The 14956-nt window shown below is 49.0% G+C and carries 8 protein-coding genes; 6 read left to right on the forward strand and 2 right to left on the reverse strand.

Features of this window, described 5'->3' with window-relative positions:
• Positions 1-119: 119 nt before the first annotated feature.
• Together CWC46_RS04275 and CWC46_RS04280 are read right to left on the reverse strand one after the other, a co-directional pair.
• Positions 120-833 (reverse strand): LysE family translocator, encoded by a 714-nt coding sequence (locus CWC46_RS04275; RefSeq protein WP_237160205.1) that lies wholly within the window; start codon positions 831-833, stop codon positions 120-122.
• 802 nt (positions 834-1635) lie between these two features.
• Entirely contained in the window at positions 1636-3366 is a 1731-nt protein-coding gene (locus tag CWC46_RS04280) for a sensor histidine kinase (protein WP_021013434.1), read from the reverse strand.
• A gap of 385 nt (positions 3367-3751) precedes the next feature.
• Here CWC46_RS04280 and glgB point away from each other — a divergent pair, with 385 nt between their 5' ends.
• The 6 genes from glgB (at position 3752) to CWC46_RS04310 (ending at position 14920) form a co-directional block, all read left to right on the forward strand.
• Positions 3752-5938: a 1,4-alpha-glucan branching protein GlgB gene (glgB, locus tag CWC46_RS04285; protein ID WP_021013433.1), complete on the forward strand. Its 2187-nt coding sequence runs from the start codon at positions 3752-3754 to the stop codon at positions 5936-5938.
• A complete protein-coding gene (gene glgX / locus CWC46_RS04290; RefSeq protein ID WP_021013432.1) occupies positions 5935-7908 on the forward strand; it encodes a glycogen debranching protein GlgX in 1974 nt (657 codons plus the stop codon). Before glgB ends, glgX begins: the two co-directional genes overlap by 4 nt.
• Before the next feature lie 13 nt (positions 7909-7921).
• Positions 7922-9205, forward strand: coding sequence for a glucose-1-phosphate adenylyltransferase (gene glgC, locus CWC46_RS04295; RefSeq protein WP_021013431.1), 1284 nt, complete (start codon positions 7922-7924; stop codon positions 9203-9205).
• Between the two features lie 97 nt (positions 9206-9302).
• Positions 9303-10736, forward strand: coding sequence for a glycogen synthase GlgA (gene glgA / locus CWC46_RS04300; RefSeq protein WP_021013430.1), 1434 nt, complete (start codon positions 9303-9305; stop codon positions 10734-10736).
• 26 nt (positions 10737-10762) lie between these two features.
• Positions 10763-13210 carry a glycogen phosphorylase gene (gene glgP, locus CWC46_RS04305; RefSeq protein ID WP_021013429.1) on the forward strand — a complete coding sequence of 816 codons (2448 nt, stop codon included), beginning with the start codon at positions 10763-10765 and terminating at the stop codon, positions 13208-13210.
• A 555-nt stretch (positions 13211-13765) separates the two neighbouring features.
• The gene (locus CWC46_RS04310) at positions 13766-14920 is read left to right on the forward strand and encodes a mandelate racemase family protein (protein ID WP_021013428.1); all 1155 of its coding nucleotides are present in this window, start codon (positions 13766-13768) and stop codon (positions 14918-14920) included.
• Positions 14921-14956 lie beyond the last annotated feature (36 nt).

Here is a 14956-nt window from a genome sequence, read left to right on the forward strand (position 1 = left end):
ACTGGGTACCAGTATCTACATTATTATCTGACGTTCAATATCATTTGAAATGTGTGCCACAGGCATAATTTCCCAACCTGAGTACCCAAGAGAATTAGCGGATAACATAATGATCTTCCTTACATTAAATTGACACCAATTAAGAAATCGTATGCCATAAATACACCAGCAGATATCAACATCAGCCCCATCAATCTATTCAGTCTATTAAACCATTTTTCATTAGTGATTCTTTCTCCGAGCACTGATCCGATAAAAGAATAAATACCTGGTGCGCCCGCGCCGCCTACAGAAATTAAAGCCGAAACCGTTAGAATCATACTTCCGGTGATATGAGAAGAAGGATACATCACTGTAGTTATTGGTAACACAACAAGCATTCCCTTGGGATTTAATGCCTGAATAAAAAAACCATTCCAGAAAGTAAGATTATTTCTTCTCGTAGCCTCTTTCGAACCATTTATCCCTACATAAGAGGTCATCATTTTTAACGCCAAATAAAATGTATAGATTGCACCGGCTAAAGCAATATAGGGTAAATAACGATGAGAAATCACTGCTTCTCCAGTGTAACCAAACAGCAGGAAAAGAGTAAACATTGCGAAACCTACGCCAATAAAAAAACCGACCGTTTTTTTGAAATTGCCGGTTAGTCCAGCATTCAAACCCATAAAATTAACGGGACCGGGGCTGTACATTACACTGACAGCATAGAGAAAGATCTCCATCATAGCTCCTGTTTGCTCTGTAACACTGATGCCAACAGTGTTTAACACGTTGAGATATTCAACTTCATGAATATTATCTGTAGATTGAATAATGCCTTTTGCCATAAATAAAAATATTTAAATACCGTGACAATGCCTTTTCGCTCCAAGACGCGGAACATTGACTCAGGGGGATACGACGCCGTTCACTCTCTAAGAATAAGCACAGCTAAAATACTCAATTTTTCTTTGACAAAACCAAAAGTTGAATAAACTGAGGGCGATGTGCAACAACATTAACTGTGGTTTCAACGCATTCAGCTATATACCCGCCATACTTCAAGTTGCAGGTGTGTTGGCGGCGTTCGTTCACCCGAATCACTTACCTGAGTAAGCTCCTCGGGATTCACTCTCTTGCCGCCTTCCTGCAACTCGAATTATTTGGGGTATATCAAGTACCACAGAACATAATTGTGTGTTTTTCCCATCTTGATCAGAGGAATCGATCACAGTAATCAGGTTGAAGAAACGATAATTCAGATGCTATTCGTTTTTATTGTACGTTTGTGCAATATCTGGGGACAGGTTAAGTCTGGGCCTTTTATTTAAACAAAAATAGTTATTTATCATATGATTGGCTATCTCATACGGACGCATTTAATGTTACTTATCACCCATTTAGCGGCGGACTCACTTAGGAATATTGCAAGATTTACTGCGAGCCAGCCGCGTTACACTTAGCGTCATTATCAAGCAGCCGGTGATTTTATTTTCTCGGTATATTACGCTGTGGCATAGAGAATATTTTTTAATATTGCTGGATATTTATAATTAAAGTAGCAAATTATTCTACATAAAGCGGTCTATCCTGCATTCGTTATCTGCCGATGGCCCCAAAACAGGGAGATGTTATTTCCACCACGGATAATTAGGCGGATTTCTTTTCGTTGTCAAAACCACACGTTTCGACTTTATCCGGTAATGTCAATGGCACGCGTACTTCCACACGGGTGAATTGCTCCGGCTCACTGACCACGGTGATGCCATAGCGATGGCCGTAACGCGCTTTGATACGGCGGTCCACCAGATTCATGCCCAACCCATCGCCGCCGCTGCGTGGCTGATAGGTACCGGCATTGTCTTCTACCGTCAGTTCCAGCGTGTTGGCGTGTAATCGTCCCCGGATGCAAATATGGCCGCTTTCCAGCATCTGGGAGGTCCCATGTTTGATGGCATTTTCTACGATGGGTTGCAGTGAGAATGCTGGCAGCCGTGCTTCCAGCAGTGATTCCGGCAGCGAAATATCTACTGTCAGATGATCGGCGAAGCGCGCTTTTTCAATATCCAGATAGGCGTTGACGTGCTCCATCTCATCACTTAGCGATACCTCATCATTGCTGCGCTTGAGGTTTTTGCGAAAGAAGGTCGACAGCGATAGCACCAGATGGCGGGCATAGTCTGGATTGCGGCGAATGACCGCTGAAAGCGTATTCAGCGCATTGAACAGAAAATGAGGGTTGACCTGTGCATGGAGCAATTTTATTTCGGATTGCACCAGTAACTGTTTTTGTTGTTCAAAGCGGCCAGCCAGAATCTGTGCGGACAGCAGATGTGCAATCCCTTCGCCCAGTGTGCGGTTAATGCTGGAAAACAGCTTGTTCTTCGGCTCGTACAGTTTGATAGTGCCAATCACCCGTTGCTCCTCTCCACGCAACGGGATGACCAGCGTTGAACCCAGCTTACAGTGGGGGGAAATGGAGCAGGTATAGGGCACCGCATTGCCGTCGGCGTAGACCACCTGGTTATTATCAATCGCCCGGTGAGTGTGAGGTGAAGTAATGCGCGAACCAACTTTATGGTGATCATCCCCCAGCCCGATAAATGCCAGCAGTTTTTCCCGGTCGGTGATAGCCACGGCACCGACGCCCAGCTCTTCATACAAAATGCGGGCCACACGCATACTGTTTTGTTGATTGAATCCCTGTCTCAACGCTCCTTCGGCCCGTGCCGCGATTTGCAAAGCTTTGGCGGAGAATGCGGAGGTATACTTCTCGAAGATCGCTCGTCGATCGAGCAGAATGCGCATAAACATAGCGGCACCGATGCTGTTGGTGATCATCATTGGCAACGCAATGTCCTTGACCAGTTCCAGTGCCTGGTCAAACGGACGAGCCACCAGCAGGATGATAAGCATCTGTAATATTTCGGCGACCAGTGTAGTGAGCGCCACGACCAATGGCTGGAACAGTTGATCGATACGGTTACGCCGGGCCAGGCTGCGATGGAGCAAGCCACCGACCAGACCTTCCACAATAGTAGAAAGCATACAGGCCAATGCAGTCATGCCGCCCATGGAATAGCGGTGCAGCCCACCGGTTAGTCCCACCAGAAACCCTACTGATGGGCCGCCCAGGACGCCACCCAGTACGGCACCGATAGCCCGGGTATTGGCAATGGAGTCATCAATATGCAGACCAAAGTACGTACCCATGATGCAGAACATCGAAAAAGTCAGGTAACACACCAGCTTGTGTGGCAGACGAATAGTGATCTGCATGAGTGGAATGAACAACGGGGTCTTGCTGAGCAGATAGGCAATAACCAGATAAACACACATTTGCTGTAAGAGGGAAAGAATAAGATCGATTTGGCTAACCATGATGGAACGTACCTCACTAATCGGTGCCTGCCGATTTTACGCTTTTAATGTGGCGCGTGACATTTGCATGATCAATGTTCAGTAAAATGATGATTCATAATTTATTCCTATAATATTTCGATGCAAAAGTTTAGCTATTTCTTAAATATTTTTTGGTTTCTTGACTAAGCTAATTTAAGGCTAACTTGATGAACACATTTTTTTGTATCAGGTATTGCCGCGATCAGTAATAACCCATCAGGTTAGCCATATTTTTTATAGGGTTAGGTTAATTCTTTTTTGTTACAGGGTTAAGAAATCATTATTCGGACAATAACACCAATATTATCATTTATCCCTTTAACATATTTAATGAATTCAGATGGTTAATTAGAGGATGGATACCATGTCAGGGTTTTCTGATCATCATGTAATTGATCTCCTTTTTTCCGGCCACTATGCCGATCCTTTTGCTGTGTTGGGTATGCACGAAACTGCTAATGGTCTGGAGGTACGGGCTTTGCTTCCTGATGCTAGCGACGTGCATGTCGTGGATGCCCGCAATGGGCACAATGTGGGACAACTGATCTGTCAGGATGAGCGTGGTTTTTTTTCCGCCGTAATCCCTCGCCGGAAAAAACGTTTTAGTTACCGTCTGTCAGTCATCTGGCGGAAGGAAACGTATCTGATTGACGATCCTTACCGTTTTGGTCCGTTGTTGCAGGATTTGGACATCTGGCTGCTGGCGGAAGGCCGTCATCTGCGCCCGTTTGAACGAATGGGCGTACATCCTGAAACACTGGATGGCGTGGAGGGTATGCGTTTTGCCGTGTGGGCACCCAATGCGCAACGGGTTTCGGTAGTAGGGAATTTCAATTTCTGGGATGGACGTCGTCATCCAATGCGCCTGCGTAGTGAGAATGGCATATGGGAACTGTTTCTCCCCGCTGTCCATTTCGGCGAGCTTTACAAATACGAAATCATCGACTGTTACGACAATGTATTGCTGAAGTCGGATCCTTATGCCTTTGAAGCTCAAATGCGCCCAGACACTGCTTCTCTGATCAGTCCTCTGCCGGAGAAGGTGACATCCTCTGTGCAGCGTCAGCAGGCTAACGATCTGCCGGCACCCATCTCCATTTATGAGGTGCATCTGGGATCGTGGCGACGTCATACCGACAATAATTTCTGGCTCAGCTATCAGGAACTGGCCGAGCAACTGGTGCCTTATGTCAAAGAGATGGGGTTTACTCACGTTGAACTGATGCCGATCAATGAGCATCCGTTTGATGGTAGCTGGGGTTATCAGCCGCTGGGGTTATATGCACCAACCCGCCGTTTTGGTACGCCAGAAGCGTTTCAGATGCTGGTAAACACGTTTCATCAGGCGGGTATCAATGTGTTACTGGATTGGGTGCCGGGTCATTTCCCCTCGGATAGTTATGGGTTGTCCTGTTTCGATGGTACTTCACTGTATGAATATGCCGACCCGCGGGAAGGTTACCATCAGGACTGGAATACACTGATTTATAACTATGGCCGCTATGAAGTGCGCAATTATCTGGCAGGTAACGCGCTTTACTGGACGGAACGCTACGGTATTGATGGCTTGCGCGTGGACGCGGTGGCATCGATGATTTACCGCGATTATAGCCGTCAGGAGGGCGAATGGGTGCCCAACTATTATGGCGGCAAGGAAAACCTGGAGGCGATTGCTTTTCTGCAATACACCAACCAGGTGCTGGGTCAGAATTGTCCCGGAGTGATCACCGCTGCTGAGGAGTCGACGGATTATCCCGGCGTCACGTTACCGCCGGAGAATAACGGGTTGGGTTTCCACTACAAATGGAACATGGGCTGGATGCACGACACGCTGTCCTATATGCAGCTTGATCCGGTGCATCGTAAGTACCATCACGATCTACTGACTTTCGGCATGCTTTACGCTTACAGCGAAAATTTTATCCTACCGCTTTCTCACGATGAAGTGGTGCACGGCAAACATTCGTTGTTGGATCGTATGCCAGGTGACGCCTGGCAAAAGTTTGCCAATTTGCGTGCCTATTACGGTTTTATGTGGGCGTATCCCGGCAAGAAATTATTGTTCATGGGGGGGGAATTCGCCCAAGGCAATGAATGGAACTACGACACCAGTCTGGACTGGCATTTGCTGGACGAGCCGGAGGGCTGGCATAGCGGTGTGCAGCATCTGGTGCGAGATCTCAACCACTGTTATCGCCAGCATCCGCCACTTTACCAGTGCGACTACCAGCCGCAGGGATTTGAGTGGGTGGTGGTGGATGACTGCGAAAATTCCGTTTTTGCTTTTATCCGGCGCGATGGAGAAGGTAAGGAGATGCTGATTGTCAGCAACTTTACGCCGGTGCCGCGTTATGGCTATCGTATTGGCATCAATCAGCCGGGCCCCTGGCGGGAAGTGCTGAATACGGATTCATGGTATTACCACGGCAGTAATCAGGGTAATGAAGGCGTTGTGCACAGCGAATCGGTTGGAAGCCACACCCGTGCGCAATCACTGGTACTGACATTGCCGCCATTGGCCACCTTATATCTGGTCAGGGAGGGCGAGTGACGGTACTGCGAGAAGGTCATTCGACGCCGTTAGGATCGCACTTTGATGGTAACGGCGTCAATTTTGCCCTGTTTTCTGCCGGAGCGGAGCGGGTTGAACTGTGTGTGTTTGATGAACACCAGCGAGAACAACGGTTGCCGTTGACAGGGCGTACCGGGGATATCTGGCACGGTTATCTGCCGGGCGCCCTCCCGGGGTTGCGTTATGGTTTCCGGGTTGACGGCCCGTTTGATCCGCTGAATGGATTGCGTTTTAACCCGCACAAGCTGTTGCTCGATCCTCGAGCCAGACTGATGGATGGTCAGGTCGTGGATGATGAGATTCTGCATGGCGGCCATGAACGACGTGATGAACGTGACAGCGCCTGCGTTATGCCCAAATGCGTGGTGATTGATGACGATTATGACTGGCAGGATGACCGTTTTCCGCAAGTTCCCTGGGGAAAAACCGTGATTTACGAGGCCCATGTGCGCGGGTTGACCAAGCGGTATACGGCGATCCCTTCGGCAATTCGTGGCACCTATGCGGCACTGGCGCATCCGCTGATATTGGATTATCTGACCCACCTCGGCATTACCACACTGGAGCTGATGCCCATTCAGCAGCATGCCGATGAGCCACGCCTGCAAGAGTTGGGACTACGTAATTACTGGGGTTATAACATGCTGCTGCCGTTCGCGGTGGATAACAGTCTGTCGGCCAGTGATGATCCGCTCAATGAGTTCCGTGAGGCGGTGCGGTTACTACACAACGCGGGTATCGAAGTGATTCTGGATGTGGTTTTCAATCACAGCGCAGAACTGGATATCTACGGCCCGACACTCTCATTGCGCGGTATCGATAACGCCAGTTATTACTGGTTGAATCAGGACGGGACTTATAAAAACTGGACCGGTTGCGGCAATGTGCTGCGCCTGGATCATCCGGCGGTTGTCGATTGGGTGATGGACTGTCTGATTTTCTGGCATGAAGAGTGCCATGTGGATGGTTTCCGTTTTGATCTGGCAACGGTTATGGGGCGGATGCCGGATTTTAGCACTTCCGCGCCATTATTTACTGTCCTGCAACAGCATCATCGACTGCGAGGTTGCAAGTTGATTGCCGAACCGTGGGATATCGGTTGCGGTGGTTATCAGTTAGGAAAATTTCCGCTGCTGTTTGCAGAATGGAATGATCGTTACCGCGATGATATGCGCCGTTTCTGGTTACACGGCACTCTGTCTCTGGGGGAATTTGCCCGTCGTTTTGCCGCCTCCAGCGATGTATTTGAACATCATGGTCGAGAGCCCTGGGCCTCGATCAATATGCTCACCGCCCACGATGGTTTTACTTTGTGCGACCTGGTGAGCTTCAACCATAAACATAACGGAGCCAACGGCGAGCATAACCGGGATGGGGCCAACAGCAATTTCAGTTATAACCACGGGATCGAAGGGCTGGATGCGGATACGGAAATACAGCTCCGGCGGCGAGTCAGTCAGCAGGCATTGCTGACCACACTCTTGTTATCTCAGGGAACGCCGATGCTGTTGGCGGGCGACGAGTTTGGGCACAGCCAGCAAGGCAATAACAATGCCTACTGCCAGGATAATTTGATGACCTGGCTGGAGTGGCTGGATGCAGATAAAACATTGATTGCGTTCACTGCCGGGCTGATCAGTTTACGAAAATCGATCCCGGCATTGCAAAAGGAGTCGTGGTGGCGTGCTGACGAGAATGTCGTGCAGTGGCTGAATACACAGGGAGAGCCATTGACGCCGCACGAATGGGAACAAGGGGAGCACCGGATACAAATACAACTTTCCGAACGTTGGCTATTACTGATTAACGCTTGCCCGCAAGCATGCGACATGATCCTGCCGGAAGGCGAATGGCAGGTGTCCTCGCCGTTTGATGCAACAGAAAATCCGATTGATAACCGGATATGGCACGGAAAAGCGCATGCAGTGTGTGTTCTTGTGAAGAAGTGAAAAGGAGTCCGATATGGTTAGTGCTGAAAAAAATGATCCTATGATGCTTGCCCGACAGCTTCCACTAAAATCTGTAGCACTAATTCTGGCTGGTGGCCGGGGAACGAGACTGAAAGATTTAACTGCTCTGCGTGCCAAACCCGCGGTTCATTTCGGAGGGAAATACCGGATTATTGATTTCGCTCTGTCAAACTGCCTGAATTCTGGTATTCGGCGCATTGGGGTGATTACGCAGTACCAATCTCATACTCTGGTACAGCATATCCAACGTGGCTGGTCGTTCCTCAATGCGGAGATGAACGAGTTTGTCGATTTATTGCCTGCACAGCAACGGCATGATGGGAATGATCAATGGTATCGCGGTACTGCCGATGCCGTCTGCCATAACCTGGATATTATCCGGCGCTATCGGGCCGAATATGTGGTGATTCTGGCCGGCGATCATATCTACAAAATGGATTATTCACGCATGCTGCTTGACCACGTAGAGAAAGGCGCGGAATGCTCGGTGGCCTGCCTGCCAGTGCCGCTGAACGAAGCCAGCGCATTCGGCATTGTGAGTGTGGATAAAGATGACCGGATTGTCAGTTTTGCCGAAAAGCCGAAACAACCGACGCCTATGCCGGGTCATCCAGACAAGGTGCTGGCGAGCATGGGCATTTATGTTTTTAATGCGGAGTTTCTCTATCGGCGCCTTGAAGAGGACGTGTGTCAGTCGGATTCCAGTCATGACTTTGGCAAAGACCTGATCCCGAAAATTGTCGAACAGGGCCTGGCCTGGGCACATCCTTTTTCCCTTTCCTGTGTTACTTCCAATGAGAATGCACCGCCGTACTGGCGGGATGTTGGCACGCTGGAAGCCTATTGGCGTGCGAATCTTGATCTGGCTTCGGTAATGCCGGAGTTGGATATGTATGACCACAACTGGCCGATGCGCTCGGCGATGGATGCCATGCCTCCCGCCAAGTTTGTGCAGGATCGTTCAGGCAGTCACGGATTGACCATGAATTCTCTGGTGTCAGGTGGCTGTATTGTCTCTGGCTCGGTGGTGACGCACTCCGTTTTGTTCCCGCGAGTGCGAGTGAATTCATTTTGTAGCATCGACTCTTCAGTGTTACTGCCAGACGTCACGATAGGACGTTCCTGCCGCTTGCATCGCTGTATTATTGACCGGGCCTGTGAAATTCCGGAAGGCATGATCATTGGTGAAAACGCAGAGGAGGATATTCGGCGTTTTTATCGATCTGATGAGGGCATCGTGCTGGTAACACGAGCGATGTTGGCAAAAATGAAATAGTTTACCGTTAGCGTGGCGGATAAACCCGGATGGTGTGGATAGGTCTGTGATGTGATCCAATACGAATAATAAAGTGAATGCTCAAACGGGAGTAATAATGCGGGTATTACATGTATGTTCTGAATTGTTCCCGTTGTTGAAAACGGGGGGGCTGGCAGATGTCGTTGGTGCGTTGCCTGCGGCACAGATTGAGGCTGGTATGGATGTACGGGTACTGTTGCCCGCGTTTCCCGATCTGAAAAAAGGCATACCTGACACTCAGGTGGTCCGTGAACTGGATACATTTGCCGGGCATGTGACGGTACGCTATGGGCATTTCAATGGTGTAGGAATTTATCTTATTGATATACCACATCTTTATGCCCGTGCTGGCAGCCCTTATCATGATACGTCGCTGTATGCTTATACTGATAACTACCTGCGTTTTGCCTTGCTGGGCTGGATAGGCGCGGAAATGGCTTGTGGCATTGATCCATTCTGGCGACCAGATATTGTTCATGCTCATGATTGGCACGCAGGATTGACCTGCGCTTATCTGGCGGCGCGTGGGCGCCCGGCAAAATCGGTGTTTACCGTCCATAACCTGGCGTATCAGGGATTGTTTGAGGCCCGGCATATGTCGGAGCTGAATTTGCCGATGGAGTACTTTCATGTTTATGGTCTGGAGTTTTACGGACAAATTTCGTACCTGAAGGCGGGGCTGTACTATGCCGATCATGTCACTACCGTCAGCCCGACTTACGCCCATGAAATTACCCAGGCAGAATATGGCTACGGGATGGAAGGATTACTGAAAGCCCGGGAAGAGGAAGGCCGCCTTTCCGGTATTCTCAACGGTGTGGACGATATGATATGGAATCCGGCCCACGACCCGTTACTGATCAGTACGTATGACCGCGATGTACTGTCGCGAAAAGCGGAAAACAAGCAACATCTGCAAACGGCTATGGGATTGACGGTCGATGACAAAATACCGGTTTTTGCCATTGTCAGTCGTCTTACTAACCAGAAAGGTCTGGATATCGCATTGGAAACCGTGCCCGAATTGCTGGATCAGGGCGGGCAACTGGTGGTTCTGGGGGCGGGAGATGCCATCTTGCAGGAAAGCTTTCTGGCGGCGGCGGCGGAATATCATGGCCGGGTCGGTGTCCAGATTGGTTATCACGAAGCATTTTCGCACCGCATTATTGGCGGCGCGGATGTCATTATGGTTCCTAGTCGGTTTGAACCCTGTGGTTTAACCCAGCTCTACGGCCTGAAATACGGTACGTTACCGCTGGTGCGCCGCACGGGAGGACTGGCGGATACGGTAGCAGACTGCTCGCTGGAAAATCTGGCCGATGGCCTGGCGAGTGGATTTGTCTTCAGCGATTGCAATGCAGCATCGCTGGCGCGGGCGATTCGTCGGGTTTTTGTATTATGGTCGCGTCCATCGCTGTGGCGATATGTACAACGTCAGGCGATGGCGATGGATTTTAGCTGGCAGGTCTCTGCTCAGGCCTATCGTGCGCTTTATCAACGTCTGTGGTAGTCACGCATCAGTGGGAAAGGAATATTATGAACTCTCCGTTTATTTATAATTCACCAACACTCAGTGTTGAAGCGCTGAAACACTCTATCGCTTACAAACTCATGTTTACCGTCGGTAAAGACCCCAGCATCGCTAATAAGCACGACTGGTTGAATGCGACATTGTTGGCGGTGCGCGATCGGATGGTAGAACGCTGGTTACGTTCCAATCGGGCTCAACTGTCCCAGGATGTCCGGCAGGTTTATTATCTGTCGATGGAGTTTTTGTTAGGGAGAACCCTATCTAACGCACTGCTGGCGATGGGGCAATATGACGACTTGAAAGCCGCCCTGGATGCCATGGGATTGGACCTGGATGAGCTGCTGGAAGAGGAGTATGACCCAGGACTGGGGAACGGTGGTCTCGGGCGTCTGGCTGCCTGTTTTCTGGATTCGATGGCGACCATGGCACTGCCGGGGCGCGGCTATGGTATTCGCTATGAATACGGTATGTTCAAGCAGAATATTGTTAATGGTCGTCAGGCCGAGTCGCCGGATTACTGGCTGGAATACGGTAACGCCTGGGAGTTTGTGCGCCATAGCACGCGTTATAAAGTGCGTTTTGGCGGACGTCTTCAGCAGGAAGGCAGCAAAGTCCGCTGGCTGGAAACGGAAGAAATTGTTGCCTGTGCCTATGACCAGATTATCCCCGGTTATGATACCGATGCCACTAACACCTTGCGGTTGTGGGCCGCGCAGGCCAGTAACGAAATCAACCTGGGTAAATTCAATCAGGGCGACTACTTCGCGGCGGTGGAAGATAAAAATCACTCGGAAAATGTGTCTCGTGTACTTTATCCGGATGATTCCACCTATTCTGGCCGTGAGCTACGTTTACGCCAGGAGTATTTTCTGGTTTCGGCGACAGTGCAGGATATTCTCATCCGTCACTGGATGATGCACAAAACTTATGACAATCTGGCTGAAAAATTTGCCATCCATCTGAATGATACGCACCCGGTGCTGGCTATTCCGGAGTTGATGCGCCTGTTGCTTGATGAGCATAAATTCAAATGGGATGCCGCATGGGAGATAGTGACCAACGTCTTCTCCTACACCAACCACACCCTGATGAGCGAAGCGCTGGAAACCTGGCCGGTGGATATGCTAGGTAAAATCCTGCCGCGTCATCTGCAACTGATTTTCGAAATTAATGAACAGTTTCTGGATGATGTACAGGCACGTTATCCTGATGATAATGAATTATTGGCTCGCGTCTCCGTCATTGATGAAACGCATGGGCGGCAAGTGCGCATGGCCTGGCTGGCAGTCATCTGTTGTCACAAGGTCAATGGCGTTTCCCAGTTACATTCTGATCTGATGGTGCACTCGCTGTTTGCGGATTTTGCCCGGCTTTTTCCGGACCGTTTCTGCAACAAAACCAATGGTGTCACGCCACGTCGCTGGCTGGCGCTTTCCAATCCGGCTTTGTCCAAAGTGTTGGATGACTCTATTGGACAAACCTGGCGTACTGACCTTAGTCAATTGGACGATTTGAAACAGCATATTGACTATCCGGCTTTTATTCAGAAAGTGCGCAAGGCCAAGCTGGATAACAAGAAGCGGTTGGCGATTTATGTGGCAGAGCATATGAATGTCGTGATTGATCCGAATGCGCTGTTTGATGTGCAGATCAAACGCATTCACGAATACAAACGGCAATTGCTAAATGTATTACACCTGATCACGCTATATAACCGTATCAAAGATGACATGGACACGGAGCGTGTGCCGCGTGTGGCTATTTTTGCCGGTAAAGCGGCGTCGGCATACTACAGTGCCAAGCACATTATCAATCTGATCAATGATGTAGCGAAAGTGGTCAATAATGACCCATTGGTGCAGGATAAACTGAAGATCATTTTTATCCCTAACTACGGTGTCAGTCTGGCACAGATTATCATTCCAGCAGCGGATCTTTCGGAGCAGATTTCGCTGGCGGGTACGGAAGCATCCGGTACCAGCAATATGAAATTTGCACTTAATGGCGCACTGACAATTGGTACGTTGGATGGTGCCAATGTGGAGATGCTGGAGCATGTGGGCGAAGATAATATTTTTATTTTCGGTAACACGGCTGAGCAGGTGGAGGAGTTGCGCTGCAATGGCTACAACCCACGGATTTACTATGATCGTGATGCAGAGTTACATCGGACACTGACCCAGATTGCCACCGGCGTTTTCAGCCCTGATGAACCGCATCGCTATGCTGACCTGTTCGATTCACTGGTGAACTTCGGTGATCACTACCAGTTACTGGCGGATTACCGCAGCTATGTGGACACACAGGACAAGGTGGATGAGTTGTATAGCGATGAGGAGGAATGGACGCGTCGTACACTGCATAATATTGCCAATATGGGGTATTTCTCTTCGGATCGTACCATCCAGGAATATGCTGACGAAATCTGGCATATCAAGCCGATTCGATTATAACCCACGGTTACTCGTCATTATGCCTGTGTAAGCAGGCATTCATAAAAACAGCGTGATGTTATCGCTATCCTGCCGATCCTCAGGAAATTTCCGTTGCCATTGATGTTACGTGAGGACGTCTTCTGTATTTACCTAATACTTGAGTGGCAATGCCGGATGTCATCATGCTAATGCGGCATCCTGGTATGGCATCTGCTGCATAACCAACAGGATGAATTTTCCATTTTTTGAGCGTATTTTCTAAGTCTGAGTGATCATGATCACAAAAATATGGTCATATGCCCAATTATTCGATAGATAATTACTGTAAATGTCATAACTTGCCCAATGACGTGTCGATCATCATCCCCAATAATCTAAAAATAAAACATAATTTTTATTAAATTAGCCCGCTATTTCTTTTATTTTTCGATATTGAATTTTTAGTCATGGAATTTTATAGAATATATATCTGTTATTTTTTCTATTAATGGGTATTCGTTTCTTATTTGTGTGCTTTTTGTAATGGAAAATTCTTATACGTAGTCGCTATTCACTATCAAGGCAGGTCACAACGTGAAAATAGAATTTATTGACGTCACCGTTTTTACCTATCCCACACATCGCGTATCTGATAGCGCCGGGCATTCACATCCCGGTGAAGAAAATCAGGCCAAAATGGCGATGCTGACTATCACGACGGACAACGGGGATAAAGGCTATGCCTTTGCACCGCCAGAGATTATTCGTCCCTATGTGGTCAATGCGTTCTTCCGTAAGGTATTGATTGGTCAGAATCCCTTTGATCGTGAGCGTTTGTGGCAGGATCTGGTGCATTGGCAGCGTGGTAGCGCTCATCAACTGACTGATCGCGCATTGGCTATCGCCGAGCAGGCGATTTGGGATCTGTTAGGCCGTGTGCTGCAAATGCCAGTGTACAAACTGTTGGGAGGATACCGAGATAAAGTGCCAGCTTACGGTAGCACCATGTGTGGTGATGAGCTGAAAGGCGGTTTATCCACACCGGAAGAGTATGGGCAATTTGCTGAGCAGCTGGTACAGCGTGGTTACAAAGCGATCAAACTGCATACTTGGATGCCACCCGTTTCTTTCGCGCCCAGTCTGAAAATAGATGTCAAGGCCTGTGCCGCCGTGCGTGAGGCGGTTGGTCCAGATATCTGTCTGATGCTGGATGGGTATCACTGGTATAGCCGCAGCGACGCGCTGTATATCGGCCGTGAATTACAGAAGCTGGACTTCACCTGGTTTGAGGAGCCAATGGAGGAGCAGAGTATGGCCTCCTACAGTTGGTTGAACAAGAATCTCGATATTGATGTCATCGGGCCAGAAAGTCTGGGCGGTAAATACTTCAGTCGGGCCGATTGGGTAAAAGAAGGCGCTTGCGACATTTTACGTGCCGGTGTGGCGGGGGTTGGTGGCATCACACCTTGTATGAAGGTTGCCAGTCTGGCGGAAGCCTTTGGCATGGATTGTGAAATTCATGGTAATGGTGCGCCCAATCTGGCTGTCGTGGGAGCCATCAAAAACTGTCGCTGGTATGAACGTGGTCTGCTGCATCCGTTTCTCAATTACGATGAGCCTGCCGCTTATCTCAACAGGATGATTGACCCAATGGATGAAGACGGTTTTGTCCATCTTTCGCCACTACCGGGTCTGGGTGAGGACATCAATTTCGCATGGATCGATGCGCATACACTGAGTAAAGAATGACGTTTTACCTCTGAAAGATAGCTGTACCTAAAAAAT

The organism is Prodigiosinella confusarubida, assembly GCF_002847015.1.
Lineage (GTDB): Bacteria > Pseudomonadota > Gammaproteobacteria > Enterobacterales > Enterobacteriaceae > Prodigiosinella > Prodigiosinella aquatilis.